The organism is Stenotrophomonas mexicanensis (assembly GCF_032911605.1).
Taxonomy (GTDB): domain Bacteria; phylum Pseudomonadota; class Gammaproteobacteria; order Xanthomonadales; family Xanthomonadaceae; genus Stenotrophomonas; species Stenotrophomonas maltophilia_A.
The window spans coordinates 13,869-39,777 of sequence record NZ_JAWJTG010000025.1 but is presented as its reverse complement, the minus strand read 5'-3'; the positions used below and the strand labels follow the sequence as shown (position 1 = coordinate 39,777).

Here is a 25,909-nt window from a genome sequence, read left to right as displayed (position 1 = left end):
GCGTCAGCCGAGCACCAGCCGGGCCAGCTTCATCCCACCGAACAGGCCGGCCAGGCCCAGTGCCACCGAGCCGCCGGCATACAGAGCCGCCAGCCCATGCTGGCCACGCTGCAGCAGCAGGCCGATCTCCAGCGCATAGGTGGAAAACGTGGTGTAGCCGCCGAGGATGCCGGTGGCCAGCAGCAGGCGCAGCTGCGGCGAGGCGCCATTGCGCATCGCGAAGACCTCGACCACCACGCCCATCAGCAGGGCGCCGCTGACGTTGATCAGGAAGGTCGACCAGGGCCAGGGACTGCCGACGGCCACCCGCGCGCCGATCAGGTTGCAGGCATGGCGCAGGCAGGCACCGATGCCGCCTCCGACGAAGACCAGGAAATAATCGTTCAGTGTTTGCATGGCGTGCCTCGAATGCGGGTTCGCAGGGTCAATGGCGAACGCCGAGGGCAGGCACGACCTGCCGTCGACGAACACCGGGTTCGTCCTGGCAGGAGCCATCAGCCTTCTCAGGCGGTTATCGGGGGAGCCCCATCCCCATCGCGGTCCATGCTACCAGCGGCGGTGCATTCACGTCATCGAGGTCGTCAGCACGCGGGCGACCTTGCTGCGGCTGAAGCCATCCATCAGCAGTTCGAACGCGAGCAGATCCAACGCTGCATGGCGGCGATGGTCGATCTCCAGCCCGTTCTCGGCCACCAGGTGACTGACCAGCTCGTAGGCGTCCTGCCAGACATCCAGATGGGCCTGGCTGGGGATGTAGGCACTGCCAGGCTCACCGACGCCGAGCCCGCTGACCCCGTACAGCAGCTCGCGTGCGTCCAGCTTGGCCGCATCGGCGATGCGGAACAGCTGTTCGGCTTTCACGTGCGAGGCGCTCACGTGGTCGTTGAGCCAGTTGCTGATGGTTGCTGTCGTTGATTTGGCGGCGCGTGCCAGATCGGCCGGGCGTGGGTGCCCGGCCTTCTTCATGGCTGCCGCGAGTCGTTGGCCGAGAGTATTCATCTATGCAAGCCAGCTTAACGCGTGGATTGCGAAGAAGCCTTGTCGCAAGAATCAGTCTGGTTAACAGAAGGACCGACCGTGACCGAATTCTGGAACAAGCGGCAGGTGCGCACCCGGCTGGGATTCCAGACCGATGCCGAACTGGCCCGCTTCTTTGGCATCAGCCGTTCCGCAGTTTCGCAATGGCCGAAAGATTTCCCGATTCCGGCCCTGCGGCAGTACATCCTGCATCAGCGCTATCCGAACCTGTTCCCCACGACAGAAGCGTCGGCGGGCGAATCCATCTGACTTGCGCCGCCTTTTGTCGCATTTAGCACGCTAAGCGCAATTTGCTAAGTATGCTTAGCGAAATAGGCAAGATCGATCGATCTGAGGATCACAATCGGCGCCATCTACTGGAGTCATCGGTCCATGGTTCCCGCGGCCTGTCGGCTTCACCCCATCCGGGGGCCCCGGGGTCCCGTATGTAGTTTCGTGAACGATTAATAATTTCAATCGCTAAAGTCGCCGCATGTAATTGACCTGTCGTGAAATCTATGACTAATTGGAGTCAACCAAGCGTGAAGCCTGGGAGTCTTTCAGTAGCACGCAAGTGAGTCGGTAGACCGTCAACAATGCAGAACAAGTCCAACGGAGGTCGTATGGAATACGGCATGCATGGCTTGGCTGAACGGGTACGCCGCGAACTGGAAGCCAGTTACCACAAACACGGATGCGGTCCGGCGTTCTGGGATACCTACCAGCAGGTGCTGGACCGTCTGGTCCCGCAGGGGACCGAGCGTACCGAAGTCACCAACGAAATGGCGCTGATCATCGAACAGCTGGGCATCGTCCGGCGTGCGCAGCTTGTGCCGCCGCACGCCAGCGGGTCGCGTTGATTCAGAGCAGGCGCCAGGCGCCGCAGGCAAGCAGCGCCAGCAACAAGGACAGCAGCGCCAACGTCCGGGGTCGCCACAGGCGCTTCGGTTGTCCGGCCATTGCCTGGGGACTGCAGTAGCGCACCAGCGCCGGCCCGAAACCGGCCCGGTGCTGCTGTTGTGCGCAGGCCTCCAGGCAGGCACCGCAGGCCAGGCAATCGGCTTGCGGTCCCTGGCGGATGTCCAGTTGCATCGGGCAGGCAATGACGCAGGCCGCGCAATCGGTGCAATCACCCAGACGGTCGGCGCTGAAGGTCGGCATCGGTCCAGCCAGCAGCGGATGCGCGGCGCGGAATACGTAGTCCTGCGCAGTGGTCGGGTCGAGCAGGCCGCGGCCACGGCCCAGCACCCCGCCAAGCCCGGATGGACGTGGCCCGCGCGGCTCACCGCGACGGGCGTCGTACAGCATGCGCGGCGTATGCGGATCGGTCAGCAGTGGCTGCATGCGTGCGAACGGGCACAGCGAACGGCAGACCTGCTCGCGCAGGAAACCGGCGTTTCCCCAGGTGGCAGCGGCATAGAACAGTACCCAGAACGTTTCCCAGCCGCTCCAGCCAGCGTTTGGCGCGGCGGCCAGCAAGCCGGTGATCGGGCTGAACAGGCCGACGAAGGTAATGCCGGTCCACACTGACAGCAGTCCCCAGGCCAGCTGGGTGACCGGGCGTACAGCAGGTGCCGGCAGCATGCGGGCCGCGCTGCGGGCGATCCAGTCGAAGGCGCGCCGCCACAGCGTCTGCGGGCAGGCATGGCCGCACCAGATGCGTCCGGCGAGGTGGGTAAGCAGCGCCAGGCCGACGGCCAGTACCGCCAGCAGGCCGATCAGTACGCCGACGTCGCCGGGCCACAGGGTCCAGCCGAACAGGTCGAATCGCCGCGCGTTGATGTCCAGCAGCAGCGCCTGGCGGCCCTCCCAGCGCAGCCACGGCAGTGCGTAGAACAGCGCCAGCAGGGCGGCGCTGAGCGTGCCGCGCCAGTGCCAGGGACGGGGAGTCCGGGTACATGACGTGCTCATCCCAGCGGCAGCTCGTCGTCGTCATCGCTCGGCATGGGCCGCTGCAGGTACCAGGTGACCGCGCTGGACAGTGCCGTCACCGACCAGAACATGAAGAATCCCGCCGTGTAACCCAGTTCGCGGCTGATTGCGGTGCCCGGGAAACTGATGGCCTGCAGGCGCAATGGATCGACGAAGGCGAAGAACACCACGCTGGCCACGCCGGCGGCGATGAAGCTGGGCCAGAGGATGGCGCCCCACTGCTGGATCAGCCGCTGGCGGCGGTTGGGAGAAGGTCTGTTCATGCTGTCCCGGATCGAAAAGTGGGCGGCGCGTATACTTCGCTAGGGTCGGCGCCGCATCCGCAGGGCATGCTTCCTGCAAGCGTGCCAGCCTAGGCGCAGCGGACTGCGCCGACATTGATCTGGATCAACGGTGGTGATGGCCGGCTGCGGCACACTGCCGGCACGCTTTGGGTACCCCGATGAACGCAACACCGCCGCCTGTCCTCCCCGTCGCCTCGCCCGAGTTGTGCACCGAGCAGGAAGTGACCCGCCTGGTTCACGACTTCTATGCGCGCGTGCGCGAGGAAGAACGGCTGGGGCCGGTGTTCGGCGCGCACGTCCACGATTGGCCCGAGCACCTGGCGCAGCTGGTCGACTTCTGGTCGGCGATGCTGCGCGGCACCCGCCGGTTCAAGGGCTCGCCGATGTCCAAGCACATGGCCATCGAGCTGGACAAGGACCTGTTCGACCGCTGGCTGGTGCTGTTCCGGATCACCACCGCCGAATGCAACAACCCGCCGATGCAGGAGCTGGCCAACGACGTGGCCGCGCGCATCGGTGACACCTTCTGGAAGCGCTACCAGATGCTGCGTTGGCCGCAGGTCGGCCTGCCGGTGCTGGGGATCCCCGGCAAGGATTGATCTGGGTCAAGGCGGCGCGGGCCGCCCGGCGCGATGCTGGCGGCATGGACACGTTCTCTCCCGCCGCCGGTGGCCTGGCCTGGACCTTCGACCCCGATCTTCTGCGCCGGCACGACCGGCCGGGCCCGCGCTACACCTCGTACCCGACCGCGCCGCATTTCCATGATGGCTTCGACGCGCCGGCGCTGCGCCAGGCGATCGCCGACAGCAACCAGCTGGCCCGTGCGCTGTCGCTGTACGTGCATGTGCCGTTCTGTTCCAGCCCCTGCTTCTACTGCGGCTGCAACCGGGTGATCACCCGTGATCGCGGTCGTGGCCACAGCTACGTCTCACGCGTGCTGGCCGAGGCCGACCTGCTGGCGCCGCAGTTCGATGACGGCCGTGAGGTGATCCAGCTGCACCTGGGTGGTGGTACGCCGAACTTCCTCGATGCCGAAGCGATGACCACGCTGGTGGAAGGGTTGCGCCGGCGCTTCGATTTCAGTGATTCGCCGCAGCGCGATTTCTCGATCGAACTCGATCCGCGCTTCATCGACACCCGCGACGTCGCCATGCTGGCGCGGCTGGGGTTCAACCGGGCCAGCCTGGGCGTGCAGGATTTCGATCCGCAGGTGCAGGAATCGATCAACCGCGTGCAGGGCGTGCAGCAGACGCTGGACATCCTGCGCGCCTGCCGCGACAGCGGCATGCGTTCGGTCAACGTCGATCTGATCTATGGGTTGCCGGGACAGAGCCTGGAAGGCTTCGGTCGCACCCTCGAGCTGGTGCTGGCGCTGCGCCCGGACCGCCTGGCGGTCTACGGCTACGCGCATCTGCCGCATCTGTTCCGCGCGCAGAAGCAGGTCGACGAAAGCCGCTTGCCGTCACCGGAAGACAAGCTGGCGCTGCTGGGCCTGGCGGTGGAGAAGCTCTCCGCGGCGGGCTACCAGTACATCGGCATGGATCACTTTGCGTTGCCGGAAGAGGATCTGTCGCGCGCACAACGCGCCGGCCAGCTGCATCGCAACTTCATGGGCTATACCACCCACGCCGATACCGATCTGCTCGGCCTGGGCGTGAGTGCGATCAGCCACATCGGTGCCACCTACAGCCAGAATCCGCGCGACCTGCCGTCGTGGGAGGACGCGGTGGACCAGGGCCAGCTGCCGGTCTGGCGCGGCGTGGCGTTGAGTGCCGACGACCAGTTGCGCGCGGAACTGATCCAGCAGCTGATGTGCCAGGGCGAGGTGGATGGCGTGCTGCTGGGGCAGCGTCACGGCGTGGATTTCGAGCAGTACTTCGCCGAGGACCTGCGTTCGGTACAGCGGCTGCAGGAAGACGGCCTGGCCGAATACCGCGATGGCGTGGTGCGTGCCAGTGAACCCGGGCGACCGCTGCTGCGGTTGCTGGCGATGTGCTTTGACCCGTATCTGCGTGCCGCGCACGAGCAACCACGTTATTCGCGGGCGATCTGAAAGCGGGACGTGCTGCGTGCGTGTGGTGCCCGGAGCCGGAATCGAACCGGCATGGGGTTGCCCCCGGCGGATTTTAAGTCCGATGCGTCTACCAGTTTCGCCATCCGGGCCTGCAGCGCGGCGCCGATTGTAGCCCACCTGCGGTTCCGCAACCGGATTGCATCATGGCCGCGGCGTGCTTAACTGTCGATCGCATTCATGTCATAGTCCCTGCCATCGTTCCCAGGGGGGGAGCCACCTGATGTCGCTGCACGCGATTGCCTATGCCAGTGAGGCCCGCGCCGATCTGCAGACAACCGATCTTGACCGCCTGCTGGCCGACGCCACGGCATTCAATCGTGTGGCCGGTGTCACCGGTGTGCTGATGTTCGACGGAGCGCGCTTCCTGCAGTATCTCGAGGGCCCGGAGGACGGCATCGATTCGGTGTTCCAGCGCATCCTCAATGCGCGCAGCCACGGGCAGCTGAAAGTGTTGTGCCGTGCCCCCGTGGTGCAGCGCGCATTTCCGCGCTGGTCGATGGGCACGCGGCGGATCGAACCGGAGCTGCTGGCACAGATCGTCGACGCCGCGTGGCCCGGCTTCCTGCTTGGCAGCGGTGGATTCGAGCGCCTGCTGCAGGCCTGGACCGGCGCAGACGGCGAACTGGAACCGGCCGCGGTGGCGTTGGGGTCCTGAGCCCGCCTTGGCGGCAGGGCGCCGGGGCCGGTAGGCTGTAGCCTTTCTGGCGCAGGTTTTCCGGAGTGGTGCAGCAGATGAGTGTGTTGGCCGAGGCCATGGCAGCGTATGTGCGATCGCATCCGTTGCGCGGGATGTGCCGATGAGTGCGCCGGTAGCGGCGGCCAGCGCACCCCGGTTTGCGGTGATCGGCCTGGGCTACGTCGGCCTGCCGTTGGCGGTGGCGTTTGGCCGGCAGTGGCCGACGTTGGGTTTCGATATCGATGCCGGTCGCATCGCCGAGCTGCGCAACGGCCAGGACCACACGCTGGAAATGGAATCCGACGAGCTTGCCAGTGCGCAGCTGCTGCAGTACGGCAGCGATCCCGCACTGCTCGATGCCTGCAACGTCTACATCGTCACCGTGCCGACCCCGATCGATGCTTACGAGCAGCCCGACCTGGAGCCCCTGCGTTCGGCGACACGGCTGATTGCCAGTCATCTTCGCGCCGGCGACCTGGTGATCTACGAGTCCACGGTCTACCCCGGTACCACCGAGGAAGTGTGCGTGCCGCTGCTGGAGCAGGGTTCGGGCCTGCGCTTCAACGAAGACTTCTATTGCGGCTACAGCCCGGAACGGGTCAGCCCCGGCGACCGCCAGCGGCGCCTGGCCGACATCCGCAAGATCACTTCCGGCTCGACACCGGAAGTTGCTGCGGTGATTGATGGTCTGTACCAGCGCATCATCGCCGCCGGTACCTTCCCGGCACCGTCGATGCGGGTGGCCGAAGCGGCCAAGGTGGTCGAGAACATCCAGCGCGACGTCAATATTGCGCTGGTCAACGAGCTGGCCCTGATCTTCGACAGGCTGGGCATCGATACCCAGGACGTACTGGACGCCGCCGGCAGCAAGTGGAATTTCCTGCCGTTCCGGCCGGGGCTGGTCGGCGGCCACTGCATCGGCGTGGACCCGTACTATCTGCTGCACAAGTCCGAGAGCGTGGGCTATCACCCGGACCTGATCCACACCGCACGACAGGTCAACAACCGCGTCGGCGAGCACGTGGCGGCGCGGGTGCTGGCGATGCTGGCCGAGCGTGGCCGTGCGCCGGCGGACGCACGCATCCTGGTACTGGGCGTGACCTTCAAGGAGGATTGCCCGGACCTGCGCAACAGCCGCGCGCTGGAACTGGCGCAACGCCTGCGTGATGCCGGTGCGCAGGTGGAGGTCAGCGACCCCTGGGTCGGCCCGGCGGCGCTGACCGGCGAGGGCCTGGATTGGCTGGCCGATCCCGGGGCGGGGTGCTATGACGCGGTGGTGCTGGCAGTGGCCCACGCCCGTTTCAAGGCGATGGATGAATCCGCAATCCGGGCGCTGCTGGTGCCGGGAGGCCTGGTCTACGACGTGAAATCGGCCTGGCCGCGCAACGTGGTTGACGATCGCTTGTAAGCCTTGGCAGCGGGCGGCGCGGTAGACTCGGGGGCAGTTGCAACCGAGGAAAGCCATGCACCGGTATATCGTCTACCTGCTCGCCATCCTGATGTTCCCGATATGCCTGTGGCTGGCCACGATCTGGCCGGCCTGGTATTGGGGCGTCGGCCTGACTGCCGCGATGGTGGCGCTGGGGACCTGGGACCTGCTGCAGAAGCGCAGCACGCTGCGCCGCAACTATCCGGTGATGGCGCACTTCCGCTACGGGCTGGAATCGATCGGCCCGGAGATCCGCCAGTACTTCGTGCAGAGCGACCTGGAAGACGTGCCGTTCTCGCGCCAGCAGCGTGCACTGATCTACCAGCGCGCCAAGAACGAGATGGACACGGTGCCGTTCGGCACCCTGCGCAGCACCTATGCGGTGGATTACGAGTGGATCAACCATTCGCTGGCACCGACCGCCATCGCCAAGCATGACTTCCGTGTGTTGATCGGCCCGAACTGTGCCAAGCCTTATTCGGCCAGCGTGTTCAACATCTCGGCGATGAGCTTCGGTTCGCTGTCGGCCAATGCCATCCGCGCGCTGAACGAAGGCGCACGCCGCGGTGGCTTCTATCACGACACCGGCGAAGGTTCGATCTCGCCCTACCACCGCGAGATGGGCGGCGACCTGGTGTGGGAGATCGGCTCGGGCTACTTCGGTTGCCGTGACGAGAAGGGCGGTTTCAGCGAGGAACGCTTCGTTGCCAATGCCACCCATGATCAGGTCAAGATGATCGAGATCAAGCTGTCGCAGGGCGCCAAGCCCGGCCACGGTGGCGTGCTGCCGGCGCCAAAGGTGACCGCCGAGATCTCGTTGACGCGTGGCGTGCCGATGGGTGTGGACTGCGTGTCACCCTCGCGTCACTCGGCGTTCTCGACGCCGGTCGAGCTGCTGCAGTTCGTTGCACGCCTGCGCGAGCTGTCCGGTGGCAAGCCGGTCGGTTTCAAGCTGGCCATCGGCCACCCGTGGGAGTGGTTCGGCATTGCCAAGGCGATGCAGGAAACCGGGCTGCTGCCGGACTTCATCGTGGTCGACGGCGCCGAGGGTGGCACGGGTGCGGCACCGGCGGAGTTCGTCGACCATGTCGGCGTGCCGATGCACGAAGCGCTGCTGTTGGTGCACAACACCCTGGTCGGCCTGGATCTGCGCGATCGCATCCGCATCGGTGCGGCCGGCAAGATCACCAGCGCGTTCGACATCGCGCGGACCATCGCGCTGGGGGCTGACTGGTGCAATGCCGGCCGAGGCTTCATGTTCGCGCTGGGCTGCATCCAATCACTGAGCTGCCATACCGACAAGTGCCCGACCGGCATCGCGACCCAGGACCCTGCACGCTGGAAGCATCTGGATGCACCGGACAAGGCCACCCGTGTGTACAGCTACCACGAGCACACGCTGCACGCCCTGAAGGAGCTGCTGTGTGCGGCGGGCCTGAACGATCCGGCCGAGCTGGGGCCGGAGCACATCCTGCGCCGCGTCTCACCGGTGGAAATTCGTTCGCTGGCCTCGCTGTACCGCTACCTGGAACCAGGCGAACTGCTGCACAAGGTGCCCGACCATGCGGTGTTCCATGCGTTCTGGGCCGATGCACGCAGCGACTCGTTCCAGCCGCCGCCGAAGATCCAGGCGCTGCGCGCCAGCAAGTCGCGATAACGATTCTGTAGCGTCGAGCCATGCTCGATTGCCTTTCGATCAGGCGTCGAGATTAACGATTCTGTAGAGTCGAGTCTTGCTCGACTGCCTTTCAATCAGACATCGCGATGTTGGAACGAAGAACAGCCGAGCATGGGCTTGGCTCTACAAGGAGATGTCATGCAGTTCAGGACCGGCACCATGGACGACGTGGCCACGTTGTGGGCGCTGCGTACGCGCTGCGTGCGCGAAACCTGCAGCAGCCACTACCCGCCGGAGGTCATCGCGCCCTGGTCTGCCTCGCCGCCACCGTCGCAGTATGCGCGGTTGCTGGGGGAGGGCGGGTGCGTGGTAGCCGAGGACGCGCGGGGTGTCCTGCTCGGGTTCGGCGTGTTTGATACCGATGCCAACGAGGTTGATGCGTTGTTCGTCGATCCGGATCGCGGCGGCAAGGGCATCGGCCAGGCGCTGATGCAGCGCCTGCTGGCGATGGCCGATCGTGATCGTGAGGTAGTGCTGTCGGCCTCGCTCAACGCCGTGCCGTTCTATCAACGGCAGGGCTTTGTCAGCGTGCGCGAAGAGACTTACCCGCATCCCAGCGGCGTGGCGCTGGCCTCGGTGAGCATGCGCCGGCCGTGGTGATGTAGCGTCGAGTTTGCTCGATGTTTTTTGTAGAGTCGAGCCATGCTCGACTGCTCTATCGCCTGAATCAAAAGCAGTCGAGCATGGCTCGACTCTACAACGCAGGTGTCAACGCGCCGCCAGCCACCCGATCACGCCTTCCGCAGCACGCAGGCCACTGGCGTAGCACGCGGTCAGCAGGTAGCCACCTGTCGGCGCCTCCCAGTCCAGCATCTCGCCGGCACAGAACACGCCGGGCACTGCCCGCAGCATCAGGCCATCATCCAGCGCATCCAGGCGCACGCCACCGGCGGTGCTGATCACCTCGGCCATCGGCCGGGGGCGCAGCAGGCGCAGGGGCAGGCGCTTGAGCGTAGCTGCCACGGCAGGCAGGTCGTTGCCCGCTTCCTTGCCCAGCATCTCGAACACCAGTGCGGCTTTCACTGCATCCAGGCCGGCCTGGCGGCGCAGGTGCTCGCCGAAGCTGCGACCCTTGCGCGGGCGTGACAGGTCGGCCAGCAGGCGTGCTTCATCGCGGCCCGGCACCAGGTCCAGCCACAGCATCGCGTGGCCATCGCGGTTGATGGTCTCGCGCAGGTCTGCGGCCAACGCGTAGATCAGGCTGCCTTCGATGCCGTACTCGCTGGCCACGCATTCGCCCTGCAGCGACTGCGGCTGTCCGGCCAGGTCGACCCAGTGCGCGATCACCGGCTTCAACGGTGCGCCGGCATTGCGCTCGGCGAAGAACGGCGTCCAGTCCACGTCGAAACCGCAGTTGGCCGACTGCAGCGGTGCGATGTCCACGCCACGTGCCTGCAGTGGCGAGACCCAGGCGCCGTCGCTGCCCAGCTGCGGCCAGCTGCCGCCGCCCATGGCCAGCACGGTAGCATCGGCATGCACTTCAACGGCGCCGTCTTCGGTTTCAAATCGCAGGGCGCCGTCGTCGCTCCATCCCATCCAGCGGTGGTTGGCGTGCAGGCGCACACCCTGTTCTTTCAGGCGGCGCACCCAGCCGCGCAGCAGTGGGGCTGCCTTGCGGTCGACCGGGAACACGCGGCCGGAGCTGCCCACATAGGTCTCCACGCCAAAGCCGGCAGCCCAGTCGCGCAGCGCCTGCGCGTCGAAGCCGTCCAGCCAGCGTCCCACGGCAGAGGCCTGCTCGCGGTAGCGGCTGTCGAACAGCGGCCGCGGATCGGAATGGGTGAGGTTGAGCCCACCCTTGCCGGCGATCAGGAACTTGCGGCCGGGCGAACCCTTGGCCTCGTACAGGTCCACGTCCATCCCAGCGGCGCGCAGGCGCTCGGCGGCAAACAGGCCGGCCGGGCCGCCGCCGATGACGGCGACCCGTGGAGGCGTTGCGGTATTACGGTTTGACATCGAGCAGCTCAACATCGAACACCAGCGACGAGCCGGCCGGGATCGGGCCAACCCGGCGGTCGCCGTAGCCGTAGTCCGGCGGGATCATCAGCGTGCGCTTGCCGCCGACCTTCATGCCGGCCACGCCCTCATCCCAGCCGCGGATGACCTGGCCGGCGCCGAGCGCAAAGGTGAACGGTTCGCCACGGCTGACCGAGCTGTCGAAGGTCTTGCCGTGCTTGGTTTCGGTGCGGTTGTCGTAGATCCAGCCGGTGTAGTGCACGGTGACCTTGTTGCCGGCAACGGCTTCGGCGCCGGTACCCGGGACGGTATCGATGCGCTCGAAGGTGGTCAGGGTGCCACCCGGCGGCGGGCCGGACGGTTCGGTCGAGCAGCCAACGGCGGCGAGGGACAGCAGCAGGGGAAGCAGCAGGCGGCGCATCGGGCGACTCCGGAAGGGCGCAGGGCGAGGGCGGCAAGGGTAGCGCATCGGCGCCGGGTATCATGGGGGCATGGCAAAACTCCTGCTCAATCTGCGCAATGTCGGCGACGACGAATACGCCGATGTCTGCACGCTGCTCGACCAGCACGGCATCGCCTGGTATCGCACCGAACCCAGCCCCTGGGGCATTTCCAACGGCGGCCTGTGGCTGCGCGAGGACGCCGATCATCCGCGTGCGAAGGCGCTGATGGCCGAGTACCAGGCCGAACGCGGGCCGCGCATCCGTGCCGAGCGCGAGCAGGCGTTGCGGGAGGGGACGGCGGAGACCTTCGGCAGCCTGTTCCGGCGCCGGCCGGTATATGTGGTGCTGGTGCTGCTGGCGATGGCCGGTGCGGCGGCGCTGGTGCTGCTGCCGTTCGTGCTGTTGCGGGGGTAGGGGGCTTCTGGCCGGGTTGCACCCGGCACCCGCCGATGCCAGCGCAACAGCAACAGCAACAGCAGGCAATCCGTGGTGGGCAGGGCGGTGTGGGCAGGCGGGACACGCCGTAAACCCGTCCATGGGGGCTCGATGGCGCCATCCTTGGCGCCAACGGTCCCGCCTGCCCACACCGCCCCGCCTCTGACAGATTCCGGGTATCTGCAGGGTCGGATTCCTCTGCTGCGCAGAGTGCTCTGACCCCTGAATCTGATCCTGGGGCGGTCTGGCGCTAAAATGGCGGGATGATCGCCAATACCGCTGCCTACCATTTCGCCGTCATCGACGCCCCCCAGGCCCTGTGCGACCAGTTGCTGGCGCGTGCCGAGGCGGCGCAGCTGCGCGGCACGATCCTGGTGGCGGGCGAGGGGCTGAACCTGTTCCTGGCGGGTGCGCCGGAGGCGGTCGAAAGTTTCTATGCGGCGCTGCATGCCGATGCGCGCTTTGCCGATATGCGGGTCAAGACCAGCCTGAGCGAGCATCAGCCGTTCGCGCGGCTGAAGGCCAAGGTGAAGGACGAGATCATCAGCTTCCGCCGTGATGACGGCCAGCCGCTGGAGTATCCGCGTGCACCGGCGGTCGATCCGGCTACCGTGCAGCGCTGGTTGCGGCAGGGGCATGATGACGCCGGCAAGCCGGTGGTCATGCTCGATACGCGCAATCTGCAGGAAGTGGAGTACGGCACCTTCAAGGATGCGCTGGTGCTGCCCATCCACAAGTTCACCGACCTGCCCGAGGCATTGGCGCCGCACCGCGAAGCGCTGAAGGACAGCACCGTGGTCAGTTTCTGCACCGGCGGCATCCGCTGCGAGAAGGCCGCGCTGTGGATGGTCAACGACGGCATGGACAACGTGCTGCAGCTCGATGGCGGTATCCTCGGCTACTTCGAGGAGGTGGGCGGCGAAGGTTACGAAGGCCGCTGCTTCGTGTTCGACGAGCGCGTGGCGCTGGATGCCGAGCTGAAGCCGATGGTCGACCAGCCGCTGCCGGAGCCGCGCCCCAGCGCGTTCTGACGCTTCCTTGGTAGAGCCGGCGGCTGGTCGGCTGCGAAGCGATCTACCTGTATGCCGGCCAGCGGCCGGCACTACCAATCGCGCTTGGCGCGGATCAGGGCACCCCGGATCGGTCCGGCGGGCCCTGAACCCGTCCCACGGGAATCAGCATCCCGCCACCGTCACTGGCCGCCGCGCCCGGCCGACCCCATGCATGGGGGATCCTGTGACGGAAAACTGCTGATGATCCCGTTGTCGATCCTTGACCTGGCCCCGGTCTGCGAGGGTAGTGACACCACCGCTGCCTTCGCCAACATGCTGGAACTGGCCCAGTACGCCGATGCGCTGGGCTACCGCCGCTACTGGCTGGCCGAACACCACAACATGCCTGGCATCGCCAGCGCGGCCACCGCCGTGCTGATCGGTCACGTGGCAGGTGGCACAAAGCGCATCCGCGTCGGTGCCGGCGGCATCATGCTGCCCAACCACGCGCCGCTGCAGGTGGCTGAGCAGTTCGGCACGCTGGCCTCGCTGTATCCGGATCGTATCGACCTCGGCCTGGGCCGTGCCCCGGGCACCGACCAGCCAACCGCGCGTGCATTGCGCCGCTACTTCGACAGCGCCGACCAGTTCCCGCAGGACGTGCGCGAGCTGCTGCATTACTTCGAACCGGTACAGCCCGGGCAGGCGGTGCAGGCGGTTCCGGGTGGTGGCCTGCGGGTGCCGACCTGGATCCTCGGTTCCAGCCTGTTCGGTGCGCGCATGGCCGCGTCGATGGGCCTGCCATACGCGTTCGCCTCGCACTTCGCACCGGACGTGATGGACGAAGCGCTGGCGGTGTACCGCCGCGAGTTCCGCCCATCGGCCACGCTGAAGCAGCCACATGCGATGTTGGCGTTGAACGTTGTCGCCAGCGACAGCGAGGCCGAATCTCGGCGCCTGTTCACCAGCCAGCAGCAGAGTTTCGTGAACCTGCGTCGAGGTCGGCCAGGCAAGATTCCGGCACCCATCGACGACATCGAGTCCTTCTGGGAGCCGCATGAAAAGCTGGGCGTGGAGCGGGCACTGGCCTGCACCGTGCTGGGGGATCCGCAGCAGGTGGCGGAAGGCATCGCCGCGTTTGTCGAGCGCCACAAGCCGGACGAACTGATGCTCACCGCCAACCTGTATGACCACCGTGCGCGCCTGCGCTCGTTCGAACTGGCGATGCAGGCCTGGCACGCCCGCCACGCGGGCTGAACAATTGCGTCACGGCCCATTGCGGCCGAACCGCGTCTGATGGGGGCTCATATCGAAGGAGCCCCCACATGGCCGACACCCGCGCCGAACACATTGCCCAACTGGCAGAACTGATCAAGGACGTGGAGGTGGCGATGTTTACCACCACCGGCGTCGACGGCCGCCTCTACAGCCGGCCGCTGGCCACCCAGCAGGTCACCTTCGACGGTGATCTGTGGTTCGTCATCACTGCCGACAGCCCGAAGGTGGCCGAGATTGCGCTCGACCCGCGCGTCAACGTGGCCTATGCCTCGCCATCGAAGAACACCTATGTGTCGGTGGCCGGGCGCGCGCGCGTGGTTGATGATCGCGCGAAGATCGAGGAACTGTGGTCGCCAGCGATGAAGCTGTTCTTCCCGGGCGGCAAGGACGACCCGAACCTGCGCCTGATCCAGGTGCGCGCCGACTCGGCCGAGTACTGGGATGGACCGGGCACGCTGCTGGGCACAGCGCTGAGTTTCGTGTTGTCGGCAGTGCAGGACGAACCGGCGGCGTTGGCCGACAACGGATTCATCGACCTTCGGTGATGGCCGATGTCCAGTATTGGTAGTGCCGGGCGCTGGCCGGCAAACCTGGAAACGTGGCAGCCGGCCAGCGCCCGGCTCTACCGGATTCCGGCTCAGAACCAGCGCTGGAACAGCTCCACCGTATAGCCCACCAGCTGCCCCGAACTGAAACCGAAGAAGGCGATCGCCGCCAGCGCCGCGATCCAGTTGAACAGCATCAGCGCGCCATCGCGTTCAAGCAGCGCCAGCGAGAACAGCAGCAGCTGGAAGCCGAACAGGAAGTTGGTGAAGGGAATCGGTAACGACAGCAGCAGGCCCAGCAACACCAGCAGCAGGCCGCTGAAGGAATGCGCCGGCAGCGGTGTCAGCAGCTGCGGCAGGCGCGGTTTCAGCATCTTGTCCAATCGCCGCAGCGGGCGGTCGATGCGGTCCAGGAAACGGTGCATGGTGCCGCGCTTGGGCCCGCGGCGGGCGATGAAGCCGGGCAGCCACGGCCGGCGCAGGCAGAACAGCATCTGCAGGCCGATCAGGATCACCAGCGGGCCGCTGACCGCGCCGCCCATGCCCGGGATCGGGATGAACGACGGCAGGATCGCCACGAACAGGAACACGCCGAACGCGCTCTGCTGCAGGTTGCACAGGATCTGGCCGAGCGGCATGTGCTCGGCCGGGTCGCCAGAGGCGAACATCTCCAGCAGGGTGCGGATGCCCTCGTTACGGTAGGCCGGGCGCTCAACGCCCGGACCCTGGCCGGCCTCAGGCGGTGAGCTCATCGGCCTGCTCGTCGGACAGCGTGCGCAGCAGCAGCTTGTCCACCCGCGCACCATCCAGGTCGACCACCTCGAAGCGCCAGCCGGCCCAGTCAAAGTACTCGCCCGCGTGCGGGATGCGGCCGAAGTAGTGGATGCACATGCCGGCCAGCGTGTAGTAATCGCCATCCTCGGCATCGGGCAGATCGTTGCTGCCGATCAGCTCGCGCAGGTCCTCGATCGGCAGCGAGCCGTCCACCAGCAGCGAACCGTCTTCGCGGGTCACCACCAGCGCATCTTCGTCGGCGTTCTCCACCGCCTGCAGGCGGCCGACCACCGCGCCCATCAGGTCGCTGATGGTCACCAGACCCTGGATTTCGCCGTACTCGTCCACCACCAGCGCCATCGACTGCTGTTCCTCGCGGAAGATCTCCAGCAGCTTCATCGCGTGGGTGGATTCAGACACGTACAGCGGCTCGCGCAGGGTCTGGAACAGCGCGTTGTCACCGCGCGCCATGCGTGTGGCCAACGATTTCAGTTCCAGCACGCCGACCACGTCCATGTCGTTGTCGCGCAGCACCGGGTAGCGCGAGAACTCGTGCTCGGCCATGATTTCCAGGTTGCGCTCCAGCCCAGCCTGGGTATCCAGCCAGGCGATGCGGTTGCGCGGGGTCATCAGGCTGTCGGCGGTGCGGTCGCCCAGGCGCATGACGCGGTTCATCATGTCGCGCTCGTGGGCGTCGATCACACCGGCCTCGTGGCTCTCGGCCACCAGCATGCGGATCTCTTCTTCAGTCACCGAGGCGACTTCATCCTTGCCCAGGCCGAACAGGCGCAGTACCAGCTGGGTGGTCTTGGACAGCAGCCAGACGAAGGGCAGGGCCAGCTTGGCCAGCCAGCTCATCGGCATCGCCACCAGGCCGGCAATGGCCTCCGAGCGGGTCAGTGCCAGGCGCTTGGGCACCAGTTCGCCGAAGATCAGCGTGATGAAGGTGATCAGGCTGACCGCCAGCGTGGTACCGACGTTGCCGGCGTAGGCAAAGCCCGGCATCAGGCCCTGGATCCAGCCGGCGAAGGCTTCACCCAGTGCTTCACCACCGAGGTAGCCGGTCAGCACGCCGATCACGGTGATGCCGATCTGCACAGTGGACAGGAAGCTCTCCGGCTTCTCCGACAGCTCCAGCGCCTTGGCGGCACGCTTGGAGGTGGCGGCCATCTGCTTCAGGCGGCTCTTGCGCGAGGTCATGACCGACATCTCGGACATGGCGAAGAAGCCGTTCAGCAGAACAAGCGCGAAGACAATCAGGATCATTTCAAACACGGGCGTCGTCCCCGGTTGGTGGCAGGGAGGGCGGGTGCTTGCGATGGCGGCTGGCGCTCAGGAACAGGGTCCGGCGCGGCGCAGGGGGGTAAGGGTCGTCGTCCATAAGGTGCGCCCGAAGGCGCGCTGGCATCTTAGCAAAGGGGCGTGGCAGGGTGGCAACCGCCTGTTCAGGTTGGGGCTTCCAGAGCCCCGGAAGGGGGCAGGGATACCCGAGATGGTCATCTAGCCGTCATAATTCCGTCTGGTGCCGTCCTTCCCGCGACGGCTGACAGGTTTCTCAATGTTCTCTCTGCAGACCATTTTCGGTTCCGGCAAACAGTTCTACACCCTGCTCGATGAGGCTGCCGTCGCGGCTTCCGACGCCGCCAAGGCGCTGCATTCCATGCTGCGCGAGGCCGACCGCCAGCCCGCGCTGGACGCCTTCAAGCTGGCCCGCCTGCGCGAGCGCGCGGCCTCGGACAAGATCAGCCAGGCACTGGTGGACAGCTTCATGACCCCGATCGAGCGCGAAGACATCGAAGCGCTGGGCTCGGCGCTGTACAAGATTCCGAAGCAGATCGAGAAGTTCGCCGATCGCTATTCGCTGGCCACGACCCACCTGGAGCACATCGACTTCGCGCCGCGCGCGGCGATGCTGGAACAGGCTGCCGGCGTGGTGGTGGAGATGGTGGCCGACCTGCGCCACATGAACCTGGACCGGATGACCGCTCTCAACGAGAAGCTGCGTTCGCTGGAGAACGAGGCCGACCGCCTGATGCTCGAGCTGTACCGCGACATCTACTCGGGCCGCCTGGACAACCTGCAGATGTTCCTGCTGAAGGAATTCTTCGAGATCCTGGAAAAGGCCATCGACCGCTGCCGCGAGGCCGGCGTGGTGGCGTACCAGATCGTGTTGAAGAACAGCTGACGGACGCCGCCGCATGTTGACCCTTGTCCTGGTGGTGATCCTGGCCGCGCTCGTCTTCGAGTTCATCAACGGCTTCCACGACACCGCCAACTCCATTGCCACCGTGGTGGCGACCAAGGTGCTCTCGCCCGGCTGGGCGGTGATGCTGGCCGCCTTCATGAACCTCATCGGTGCACTGACCGGTACCGCGGTGGCGCTGACCATCGCTTCGGGCCTGCTCAACACCAACGTGGTCGATGTCACCCCGCAGGTGATCCTGTGCGCCCTGCTGGGCGGCATCATCTGGAACCTGATCACCTGGTGGAAGGGCCTGCCGTCCTCGTCCTCGCACGCCCTGATCGGTGGCCTCTGCGGCGCCGGCCTGGCCGCTGCCCACAACAACTGGGACGCGCTGATCTGGTCCGAGCGCCTGGGCAGCTGGGCGCAGAACAAGGGCCTGCTGTGGAAGGTGTTCGTGCCGATGATCACCTCGCCGATCGCCGGCTTCCTGCTCGGCATCGTGGTGATGGTGCTGCTGTGGGGCCTGATCGCCGGGCTGGCCAAGATCGGTGGTGCCATCGGTCGTCTGGCCCGCCCGCGCATCGTCAACGCCTTCTTCGGCAAGGCGCAGATCGCCTCGGCGGCCTACATGGGCTTCGCCCACGGCCACAACGACGCGCAGAAGACCATGGGCATCATCGCCATGACCCTGATCGGTGCCGAGGCCACCGGTGCGCTGGATGACCTGCCGTCGTGGCTGGCCTTCATGCACCCGGACGCCAGCGCCGGTGACGGCATCGCGATGTGGATCGTGCTGACCTGTGCGGTGGTGATGGCGGCCGGTACCGCCTCGGGCGGCTGGAAGATCATCAAGACCCTGGGTCACAAGATGGTCAAGCTGCACCCGATCCACGGCTTCGCCGCGGAGACCAGCTCGGCCACCATTCTGACCCTGGCCGCCCACTTCGGCATGCCGGTCTCGACCACGCACAGCATCTCCACCGCGATCATGGGCGTCGGCTTCGCCAAGAACCCGCGCTCGCTGAAGTTCGGCGTGATCGAACGCATCGTCTGGGCCTGGATTCTGACCATCCCGGCTGCCGGCGGCTGCGCGTACCTGATCCTGAAGCTGTTCGAACTGTTCGGCTGGACCTGATCGCCGCGCCAAGGTGCACACGAAAAAGCCCGCCGGATACCGGCGGGTTTTTTTCATGGGCAGAGAATTCTTCCGGACACATCGTGTCGACCAAGGTCGACACCTACCAGAGCAGAAACAGGGATCCGCCCTCGTGCCGACCAACGGTCGGCACCCACCAACAGCGCACGGAAACTGTCGAAGGCGGGGTGGGATGGGCAGGCGGGGGCGCAGAGCGCCATGGATGGCGCTCTACGAGGCACGCAGGAGCAGTTTTTGCCGTCCCCCGCCTGCCCATCCCACCCCGCCAACCCACGGAATGCCAGCTCTTGCTGTTGCAGTGGCAGTTGATCCCCAGCGGGTGCCGGGCCGCAGGCCCGGCCACCACCACCCTCAGTTACGCTGGAACAACGCCTGCACATCCCTGCGGAACGCCGCCTGGCTGTCCGCCCGGCTGTAGAACATGTGCCCGCCCGGATAACTGCGCACCTGCACCCGGTCCGGATTGCTGCCCATCGCCGGCATCTGGTCCACCGTCAGGATCGACCCCATGAACGGGCACGACAGATCATTCCAGCCATGCACGATCAGCACCTGCAGATGCGGATCGATCGCCACCGCCTGCCGCAGCTGGGTCACCGCGCCCTGGCGCAGCTCGCCGTTGCGGTCCCACAGCCGGTTCACGTCGTAGTTCAGCGCCTGGTAGCGTGCATCCACCTTCCAGCCGACCACGCGCGTCACGAAGTCGACCATCGCAGTGGTGGTCGGCGCAATGATGCTGTCCAGCAGCGGATCGTTGGCGCGCTGTTCCGGATCATTCGGGAACGGATCGAACGCGGTCACGTTGGAGTCGTAGCGGCTGCCCAGCGTGCCCTTGTCGCGGAACACCTCACGCAGATAGGCCTGCGTCTCCAGTCGGCCACCGGCGCGGCGCACGAACTGCGCATCCAGCCCGGTCAGCTCGGTCACCCGGCGCAGCATCGCCTCGGTCGCCTGCGGATCGCTGCGGCCCTTCATCAGCGCAGTGGCGTAGTCGCCGCGGGTGTATTCCACCACGTCGCGCATCGCCGCATCGGTCAGTTTGCCCTGGCGCTCCAAGTGCGCTGCAGCGATCGACGGCAGCGTCTGCATCCACGCCATCGGCGAGACATCGGCGTTGTCTTCCAGGGTCGGGCTCAGGTACGGCGACACCAGCACCAGGCCGTTCATCGCCACGCCCAGGCGGGTCTGCAGGAAGTGGGTGATGCGCGGGCCGCGGTAGCCGCCGTAGCTCTCGCCGGTCAGGTACTTGCGTGCACCCATGCGCTGGTTGCGCAGCAGCCAGTCGTAGATCGAGCGCGACAGGTATTCGATGTCGGCGCTGGGGTTGTACAGCTGCTTCTTCGCTTCGTCATCGTCGATGCGTGCACGGCTGAAGCCAGTGCCGACAGGGTCGATGAACACCAGGTCGGTGAAGTCCAGCCAGGTGCCGGGGTTGTCGTGCAGGGTGGCCGGCGCCGATGCGCTGTCACCCTCCGAACCAAAGGTGACCACCTTGGGCCCGATCGCGCCCATGTTGAGATAGACCGACGATGCACCCGGGCCGCCGTTGAGCGCGAAGGTCACCGGCCGGTCCTTGCCCGGCATCGTATAGGCGGTGAACACCACATCGGCGATCACCTTGCCCTTGGCATCGCGCACCGGCAGGGTGCCGACGGTGGCGGTGTAGTCCAGGGTGCGGTCGGCCAGGCGCATGCTCTGGCGGGCTGACGCATCGGCGGGCAGCGCGGGCGCTTCGATCTTGTCGTCTTTCGGATCGGGCTTGGCCTCGGCGTCGGGCGCGGCCAGCACGCTGGCTGGGGCGATGAGCAGGCCGACGCAGAGCGCGGCAGTGTGCAGCAGGGACTTCATGGCACCGGATCGGCAGCGGAAGGGGGTTCCGATGCTAGGCCGGTGGAGGGCATGTCGTATGTGTCCAAAGGCATGGCTGCGCGTCGAGGCCGCCAGTGGCCAGATTGGGTCAAGCGGGCAGGGTGGTGCGTAGTTCGTCGTCGGCCAGCAGGCCGTATACCGCCGAATCGGACAGTTCGCCCTGGATGCGCCAGCGCTGCCGCAGCACGCCCTCCAGGTGGAAGCCCAGCCGTTCAAGCACGTGTGCCGAGGGCCGGTTGCGCGGGTCGACTTCGGCTTCCACGCGATGCAGGCGCAGGGTCTGGAACAGGTAGTCCAGCAGGTGCTGCAGCGCTTCGTGCATGTAGCCCTGGCCTTGCCTGTCGGGGGCCAGAAGGTAGCCGATCTCGGCACGAGCGGCATCGCGATCCAGGGCGAACACCACGCAGATGCCCAGCAACGGGCCGTCCAGCGTTTCGCGCACGGCCAGCTTGAGCTGGGTGCCGGTGGCCTGTGCCGCCAGGTCATCGTCGATCTGCGCGCGCGCTTCGGCCGGTCGTGTCCACGCCGGGTGGTTCCAGAACCGCATCACGTCCGGATCGGACTGGATCGCGAACAGGGCGGCCGCATCGTCGCGGCGGATCGGGCTCAGGACCAGGCGCGCGCTGTGCAGCGGCAGGCCCGGGAACAGCAGCGAGTGGCTGGCCAATACGATGGTCCACACAGATGGACGCGCATTATGGCGCCGCCGGGTTTGCCGATGGGGGCGTGATGCCAAGGGCACATGAACCGGCATTACCGGGCGATGGGGCCAGAGCCGTTTCCCTGCAGGAAACGGATCCGGCCCCGCGTCGGGTCAGACTTCCAGCGAAGCCAGGTCGCCCTTGCTCTCCAGCCAGCCCTTGCGGTCGGAGGCGCGCTTCTTGGCCAGCAGCATGTCCATCAGCGAACGGGTCTGCTCGCCGTCGTCCACGGTCAGCTGCACCAGGCGGCGGGTGTCGGGGTGGATGGTCGATTCACGCAGCTGTGGCGGATTCATCTCGCCCAGGCCCTTGAAGCGGGTGACGTTGATCGCGCCCTTGATCTTCTCGCGTTCGATCTTGTCCAGCATCGAGCGCTTCTCTTCTTCGTCCAGGGCATAGAACACCTGCTTGCCCACATCGATGCGGAACAGCGGTGGCATCGCCACGAACACGTGGCCGGCATCGACCAGCGCCGGGAAGTGCTTGAGGAACAGCGCGGTGAGCAGGGTGGCGATGTGCAGGCCGTCCGAGTCCGCGTCGGCCAGGATGATGACCTTGCCGTAGCGCAGGCCAGCAATGTCGTCCTTGCCGGGGTCGCAGCCGATGGCCACGGCCAGGTTGTGCACTTCTTCCGACGCCAGCACGCTGTTGGAGGACACTTCCCAGGTGTTGAGGATCTTGCCGCGCAGCGGCAGGATCGCCTGGAAGTCCTTGTCACGCGCCTGCTTGGCGCTGCCGCCTGCCGAGTCACCCTCCACCAGGAACAGCTCGGTGCGCGACAGGTCCTGGCTGATGCAGTCGGCCAGCTTGCCGGGCAGGGCCGGGCCCTGGGTGACTTTCTTGCGGACGACCAGCTTTTCGGTCTTCAGGCGCGCGCTGGCGCGCTCGATGGCGATCTGCGCGATCTTCTCGCCCAGCTCCACGTTCTGGTTCAGCAGCAGGCTGAACGCATCGTGGGCGGCGCCTTCGATGAAGCCGGCGGCCTGGCGCGAGGACAGGCGTTCCTTGGTCTGGCCGCTGAACTGCGGGTCGGTCATCTTCAGCGACAGCACGAACGACACGCGGTCCCACACGTCTTCCGGGGCCAGCTTGACGCCACGCGGCAGCAGGTTGCGGAAGTCGCAGAACTCGCGCAGCGCCTCGGTCAGGCCGGTGCGCAGGCCGTTGACGTGGGTGCCGTGCTGGGCAGTGGGGATCAGGTTGACGTAGCTTTCCTGCACCAGCTCGCCTTCCGGCAGCCAGGCCACGGCCCAGTCCACGATCTCGGTGTCTTTCTTCAGGTTGCCGACGAACAGTTCGGCCGGCAGCATCTCGCGATCGCCCAGCTCCAGCTTCAGGTAATCGCGCAGGCCGTCTTCGTAGTACCAGGTATCAACTTCGCCGGTGGCTTCGTCGGTCAGCTTCACGGTCAGGCCGGGGCACAGCACGGCCTTGGCGCGCAGCAGGTGCTTGAGCGCGCGCACCGCGAACTTGGGCGTGTCGAAGTACTTCGGGTCCGGCCAGAAGCGCACGCGGGTACCGGTGTTCTTCTTGCCGACGCTGCCGACCACTTCCAGCGGGGTGGCGCGGTCGCCGTTGCGGAAGGTGATGCGGTGTTCGGCGCCTTCGCGCTTGATGTGCACTTCCACCAGGGTCGACAGCGCATTGACCACGCTGACGCCGACGCCGTGCAGGCCGCCGGAGAAGGTGTAGTTGTTGTTGCTGAACTTGCCGCCGGCATGCAGGCGGGTGAGGATCAGCTCGACGCCCGGGATCTTCTCTTCCGGGTGGATGTCCACCGGCATGCCGCGGCCGTCATCGCTGACCTCCACGCTGCCGTCCTTGTACAGGGTGATCTCGATCGAGCGGGCGTGGCCGGCAAGGGCCTCGTCCACCGAGTTGTCGATCACTTCCTGCGCCAGGTGGTTCGGGCGCGCGGTGTCGGTATACATGCCGGGACGGCGCTTGACCGGGTCAAGGCCGGACAGGACTTCAATATCGGCGGCGTTATAACGGGCGTTCATCTGTCTTCGAAAGCTTGGAGCGACGGGCAAGTGTGGGGTCTGGCACGGGATTTTGCACGCCTGCGGTTCAGTCTCGGCGACGCAGAGGGGGTAAAATGGCAGCTGCTGGAATCTGAACACCGGCGACCCCCGTTGGGTCGAAACATCCAAGCCATACCGCGAGGAGGACCTCATGAAGAAGTTGCTGACCATTGCGATCCTGGCCGCTGCCGCCCTTGCAGTGCCGCTGGTGGTGGCGCAGAACGCCGGCCAGCCGGCCCCGCAGCAGGGTGACCAGGCCGACAAGGCGCAGGCCGAGGCCGATGCCAAGGCCAAGCGTCGGGCCCAGGCCAATGCCGAAATGAAGGCGCAGGGCCAGCCGGCCCCGCAGCAGGAAGAGGAAGAGGAAGCGCGCAAGAAGCGCTGATCCCGCCCCCTGCCAGGCGCCCTTGCGACAAGGGTTGCGCTCCGGAACGCCCCGCTTTGCGGGGCGTTTCTTTTTAGTGGCGTGCCATCTGCCTCTTGGGTTGGCGGCCATCAATCTGTAAACTATGGCTTTCCGGGAGTAAGTGCGTGTCCACCATTTGCGAATGGGCTGGAGCGGCCAAGCGTGGCTTCCAGCATGGCGGGTCGCAGGTGACGGTCGATTTGACCGGCACGGTCGCCCCGACCTCGCACGGTGGTCCCCGTCCGGCGCCTGCCGTCGCACGGATCCGCACCTCCCTCGCTGCCACAGCGAACCGGAAAACCCCCTCTGAGCACCATGCCTGCCCTCCGGGCGCGCGTGGTGCTGCCGTTTTCCATTTCCAGACAGGATGCTTGCAGCCATGACTCCCTTGATTTTCGTAACCGGCGGCGTGGTGTCCTCGCTCGGCAAAGGCATTGCCGCCGCGTCGCTGGCCGCCATTCTCGAAGCCCGTGGCCTGAAGGTCACGATGATGAAGCTCGACCCGTACATCAACGTCGACCCCGGCACCATGAGCCCGTTCCAGCACGGTGAGGTCTACGTCACCGACGACGGCGCCGAGACCGACCTCGACCTGGGCCACTACGAGCGCTTCGTGCGCACCCGCCTGAGCCGCAAGAACTCGGTCACCACCGGTCGTATCTACGAGAACGTAATCCGCAAGGAACGCCGCGGCGACTACCTGGGCGCGACCGTGCAGGTCATTCCGCACATCACCGACGAGATCCGCCGCTGCATCGACGAAGCCACCGAAGGCTACGACGTGGCGCTGGTGGAGATCGGCGGTACCGTCGGCGACATCGAGTCGCTGCCGTTCCTGGAAGCGATCCGCCAGGTGCGCACCGAGCGTGGCCCGGAGAAGGCGCTGTTCATGCACCTCACCCTGGTGCCGTACATCGGCGCCGCCGGTGAGCTGAAGACCAAGCCGACCCAGCACTCGGTGAAGGAACTGCGCTCGATCGGCATCCAGCCGGACGTGCTGCTGTGCCGTTCGGAACAGGCCGTGCCGGATTCGGAGCGCCGCAAGATCGCCCAGTTCACCAACGTTTCCGAGCGCGCGGTGATCAGCGTGCCGGACGTGGACGTCCTGTACCGCATTCCGTCGGGCCTGCATGCGCAGGGCCTGGACGAGATCGTCGTCAACCAGCTGAAGCTGGCCGACAAGGTCGGTCCGGTTGATCTGTCGGTGTGGGAAGACGCGGTCGATGCGACCCTGCATCCGCTGGACGAAGTGACCATCGCCGTGGTCGGCAAGTACGTCGATCACCAGGATGCCTACAAGTCGGTCGGCGAAGCGCTCAAGCACGGCGGCCTGCGCCAGCGCACCAAGGTCAACCTGAAGTGGCTGGAAGCACAGGACCTGGAAGGCACCGACATGGCTGCACTGGCCGATGTCGACGGCATCCTGGTGCCGGGCGGCTTCGGTGACCGTGGTTTCGAAGGCAAGGTACTGACCTCGAAGTTCGCCCGCGAGCAGCACGTGCCGTACTTCGGCATCTGCTACGGCATGCAGGCGGCCGTCGTCGATTACGCTCGCAACGTGGTCGGCCTGGAAGGTGCCAACAGCACCGAGAACGACCGCCAGTCGCCGAACCCGGTGATCGGCCTGATCACCGAATGGCGCACGGCAACCGGCGACGTCGAAAAGCGTGATGACAAGAGCGACCTCGGTGGCACCATGCGCCTGGGCCTGCAGGAACAGCGCCTGAAGCCGGGCACGCTGGCCCGTGAGCTGTACGGCAAGGACGTGGTTGCCGAGCGCCACCGCCACCGCTACGAGTTCAACAATCGCTACCGCACCCAGCTGGAAGATGCGGGCCTGGTGATCGCCGGCAAGTCGATGGACGACACCCTGGTGGAAGTGGTGGAGCTGCCGCGCGATGCGCACCCGTGGTTCCTGGCCTGCCAGGCGCACCCGGAATTCCTGTCCACGCCGCGTGACGGCCACCCGCTGTTCATCGGTTTCATCCGTGCCGCACGCGAGCGCAAGGCTGGCGGCAAGCTGCTGCAGGAAGCCCGCGCCTGACTTGTGATGGG

27 protein-coding genes, 1 tRNA gene and 1 riboswitch are annotated in these 25,909 nt (G+C 66.2%); of the genes, 16 read left to right on the top strand and 12 right to left on the bottom strand.

All coding sequences use genetic code 11. From position 1 onward, the window contains the following. Window positions 1–3 precede the first annotated feature (3 nt). Complete coding sequence (gene crcB / locus R1L06_RS12270) at window positions 4–396, bottom strand: fluoride efflux transporter CrcB (RefSeq protein WP_317217829.1); 393 nt, start codon at window positions 394–396, stop codon at window positions 4–6. An 82-nt stretch (window positions 397–478) separates the two neighbouring features. Further along, window positions 479–542, bottom strand: a riboswitch (Fluoride riboswitch). Between the two features lie 22 nt (window positions 543–564). Beyond that, window positions 565–966 (bottom strand): transcriptional regulator, encoded by a 402-nt coding sequence (locus tag R1L06_RS12265; RefSeq protein WP_010486043.1) that lies wholly within the window; start codon window positions 964–966, stop codon window positions 565–567. 111 nt (window positions 967–1,077) lie between these two features. Between R1L06_RS12265 and R1L06_RS12260 the strand changes: the two genes are divergently transcribed. After that, the gene (locus R1L06_RS12260) at window positions 1,078–1,287 is read left to right on the top strand and encodes a helix-turn-helix domain-containing protein (RefSeq protein ID WP_182267563.1); all 210 of its coding nucleotides are present in this window, start codon (window positions 1,078–1,080) and stop codon (window positions 1,285–1,287) included. 353 nt (window positions 1,288–1,640) lie between these two features. Next, window positions 1,641–1,877, top strand: coding sequence for a hypothetical protein (locus tag R1L06_RS12255; RefSeq protein WP_032128931.1), 237 nt, complete (start codon window positions 1,641–1,643; stop codon window positions 1,875–1,877). 1 nt (window position 1,878) lies between these two features. On the opposite strand, the gene R1L06_RS12250 is transcribed toward R1L06_RS12255, so the two are convergent. Both R1L06_RS12250 and R1L06_RS12245 read right to left on the bottom strand, forming a co-directional pair. Next, entirely contained in the window at window positions 1,879–2,928 is a 1,050-nt protein-coding gene (locus R1L06_RS12250) for a 4Fe-4S dicluster domain-containing protein (protein ID WP_121503772.1), read from the bottom strand. Beyond that, window positions 2,925–3,212, bottom strand: coding sequence for a hypothetical protein (locus R1L06_RS12245; RefSeq protein WP_010486039.1), 288 nt, complete (start codon window positions 3,210–3,212; stop codon window positions 2,925–2,927). Before R1L06_RS12245 ends, R1L06_RS12250 begins: the two co-directional genes overlap by 4 nt. A gap of 179 nt (window positions 3,213–3,391) precedes the next feature. Here R1L06_RS12245 and R1L06_RS12240 point away from each other — a divergent pair, with 179 nt between their 5' ends. Next, complete coding sequence (locus R1L06_RS12240) at window positions 3,392–3,832, top strand: group III truncated hemoglobin (protein ID WP_049399954.1); 441 nt, start codon at window positions 3,392–3,394, stop codon at window positions 3,830–3,832. Window positions 3,833–3,876: 44 nt separating this feature from the next. Beyond that, a complete protein-coding gene (gene hemN / locus R1L06_RS12235; protein ID WP_317217828.1) occupies window positions 3,877–5,286 on the top strand; it encodes an oxygen-independent coproporphyrinogen III oxidase in 1,410 nt (469 codons plus the stop codon). A 23-nt stretch (window positions 5,287–5,309) separates the two neighbouring features. On the opposite strand, the gene R1L06_RS12230 is transcribed toward hemN, so the two are convergent. Next, window positions 5,310–5,396 (bottom strand) — tRNA-Leu (locus tag R1L06_RS12230). 131 nt (window positions 5,397–5,527) lie between these two features. On the opposite strand from R1L06_RS12230, the gene R1L06_RS12225 reads away from it, so the two are divergent. The 4 genes from R1L06_RS12225 to R1L06_RS12210 all read left to right on the top strand — a co-directional run bounded on the left by R1L06_RS12225 (window position 5,528) and on the right by R1L06_RS12210 (window position 9,690). Next, window positions 5,528–5,962 carry a BLUF domain-containing protein gene (locus tag R1L06_RS12225; RefSeq protein ID WP_032128935.1) on the top strand — a complete coding sequence of 145 codons (435 nt, stop codon included), beginning with the start codon at window positions 5,528–5,530 and terminating at the stop codon, window positions 5,960–5,962. A 142-nt stretch (window positions 5,963–6,104) separates the two neighbouring features. Beyond that, complete coding sequence (locus R1L06_RS12220) at window positions 6,105–7,391, top strand: nucleotide sugar dehydrogenase (protein WP_317217827.1); 1,287 nt, start codon at window positions 6,105–6,107, stop codon at window positions 7,389–7,391. A gap of 55 nt (window positions 7,392–7,446) precedes the next feature. Then, window positions 7,447–9,069, top strand: coding sequence for an FMN-binding glutamate synthase family protein (locus tag R1L06_RS12215; RefSeq protein WP_317217826.1), 1,623 nt, complete (start codon window positions 7,447–7,449; stop codon window positions 9,067–9,069). Window positions 9,070–9,228: 159 nt separating this feature from the next. After that, window positions 9,229–9,690: a GNAT family N-acetyltransferase gene (locus R1L06_RS12210; protein ID WP_317217825.1), complete on the top strand. Its 462-nt coding sequence runs from the start codon at window positions 9,229–9,231 to the stop codon at window positions 9,688–9,690. 108 nt (window positions 9,691–9,798) lie between these two features. Here the strand turns inward: R1L06_RS12210 and R1L06_RS12205 are convergent, their stop codons facing one another. After that, window positions 9,799–11,046 carry a TIGR03862 family flavoprotein gene (locus R1L06_RS12205; protein WP_317217824.1) on the bottom strand — a complete coding sequence of 416 codons (1,248 nt, stop codon included), beginning with the start codon at window positions 11,044–11,046 and terminating at the stop codon, window positions 9,799–9,801. Continuing rightward, entirely contained in the window at window positions 11,033–11,467 is a 435-nt protein-coding gene (locus tag R1L06_RS12200; RefSeq protein ID WP_049421508.1) for an FKBP-type peptidyl-prolyl cis-trans isomerase, read from the bottom strand. Before R1L06_RS12200 ends, R1L06_RS12205 begins: the two co-directional genes overlap by 14 nt. Window positions 11,468–11,537: 70 nt before the next feature. Between R1L06_RS12200 and R1L06_RS12195 the strand changes: the two genes are divergently transcribed. The 4 genes from R1L06_RS12195 (at window position 11,538) to R1L06_RS12180 (ending at window position 14,739) form a co-directional block, all read left to right on the top strand. Further along, window positions 11,538–11,903, top strand: a complete 366-nt coding sequence (locus R1L06_RS12195; protein WP_032128940.1) for a DUF6164 family protein — start codon at window positions 11,538–11,540, stop codon at window positions 11,901–11,903. Between the two features lie 284 nt (window positions 11,904–12,187). Beyond that, window positions 12,188–12,955: a sulfurtransferase gene (locus tag R1L06_RS12190; RefSeq protein WP_049421507.1), complete on the top strand. Its 768-nt coding sequence runs from the start codon at window positions 12,188–12,190 to the stop codon at window positions 12,953–12,955. Window positions 12,956–13,177: 222 nt separating this feature from the next. Continuing rightward, window positions 13,178–14,173: an LLM class flavin-dependent oxidoreductase gene (locus R1L06_RS12185; protein ID WP_317217823.1), complete on the top strand. Its 996-nt coding sequence runs from the start codon at window positions 13,178–13,180 to the stop codon at window positions 14,171–14,173. A gap of 68 nt (window positions 14,174–14,241) precedes the next feature. Next, window positions 14,242–14,739 (top strand): pyridoxamine 5'-phosphate oxidase family protein, encoded by a 498-nt coding sequence (locus R1L06_RS12180; RefSeq protein WP_049400371.1) that lies wholly within the window; start codon window positions 14,242–14,244, stop codon window positions 14,737–14,739. 92 nt (window positions 14,740–14,831) lie between these two features. On the opposite strand, the gene R1L06_RS12175 is transcribed toward R1L06_RS12180, so the two are convergent. Both R1L06_RS12175 and R1L06_RS12170 read right to left on the bottom strand, forming a co-directional pair. Continuing rightward, entirely contained in the window at window positions 14,832–15,491 is a 660-nt protein-coding gene (locus R1L06_RS12175; RefSeq protein ID WP_317217822.1) for an exopolysaccharide biosynthesis protein, read from the bottom strand. Next, window positions 15,475–16,779, bottom strand: a complete 1,305-nt coding sequence (locus tag R1L06_RS12170) for a hemolysin family protein (protein WP_049462710.1) — start codon at window positions 16,777–16,779, stop codon at window positions 15,475–15,477. Before R1L06_RS12170 ends, R1L06_RS12175 begins: the two co-directional genes overlap by 17 nt. A 292-nt stretch (window positions 16,780–17,071) precedes the next feature. On the opposite strand from R1L06_RS12170, the gene R1L06_RS12165 reads away from it, so the two are divergent. Both R1L06_RS12165 and R1L06_RS12160 read left to right on the top strand, forming a co-directional pair. After that, complete coding sequence (locus R1L06_RS12165; RefSeq protein ID WP_004152833.1) at window positions 17,072–17,698, top strand: DUF47 domain-containing protein; 627 nt, start codon at window positions 17,072–17,074, stop codon at window positions 17,696–17,698. Window positions 17,699–17,711: 13 nt separating this feature from the next. Then, window positions 17,712–18,833 carry an inorganic phosphate transporter gene (locus tag R1L06_RS12160; protein ID WP_032128946.1) on the top strand — a complete coding sequence of 374 codons (1,122 nt, stop codon included), beginning with the start codon at window positions 17,712–17,714 and terminating at the stop codon, window positions 18,831–18,833. Window positions 18,834–19,205: 372 nt separating this feature from the next. Here the strand turns inward: R1L06_RS12160 and R1L06_RS12155 are convergent, their stop codons facing one another. From R1L06_RS12155 to parE, 3 genes are all read right to left on the bottom strand, one after another. Further along, a complete protein-coding gene (locus R1L06_RS12155; RefSeq protein WP_317217821.1) occupies window positions 19,206–20,702 on the bottom strand; it encodes a S10 family peptidase in 1,497 nt (498 codons plus the stop codon). Window positions 20,703–20,811: 109 nt separating this feature from the next. Further along, window positions 20,812–21,390, bottom strand: coding sequence for a GNAT family N-acetyltransferase (locus R1L06_RS12150; RefSeq protein WP_107432345.1), 579 nt, complete (start codon window positions 21,388–21,390; stop codon window positions 20,812–20,814). Window positions 21,391–21,537: 147 nt separating this feature from the next. Continuing rightward, on the bottom strand, window positions 21,538–23,427 hold the full coding sequence (gene parE, locus R1L06_RS12145; RefSeq protein ID WP_019338185.1) for a DNA topoisomerase IV subunit B: 1,890 nt from the start codon (window positions 23,425–23,427) through the stop codon (window positions 21,538–21,540). Between the two features lie 172 nt (window positions 23,428–23,599). Between parE and R1L06_RS12140 the strand changes: the two genes are divergently transcribed. Further along, window positions 23,600–23,833 carry a hypothetical protein gene (locus R1L06_RS12140; RefSeq protein WP_317217820.1) on the top strand — a complete coding sequence of 78 codons (234 nt, stop codon included), beginning with the start codon at window positions 23,600–23,602 and terminating at the stop codon, window positions 23,831–23,833. A gap of 400 nt (window positions 23,834–24,233) precedes the next feature. Next, window positions 24,234–25,898 (top strand): CTP synthase, encoded by a 1,665-nt coding sequence (pyrG, locus tag R1L06_RS12135; protein ID WP_317217819.1) that lies wholly within the window; start codon window positions 24,234–24,236, stop codon window positions 25,896–25,898. Window positions 25,899–25,909 lie beyond the last annotated feature (11 nt).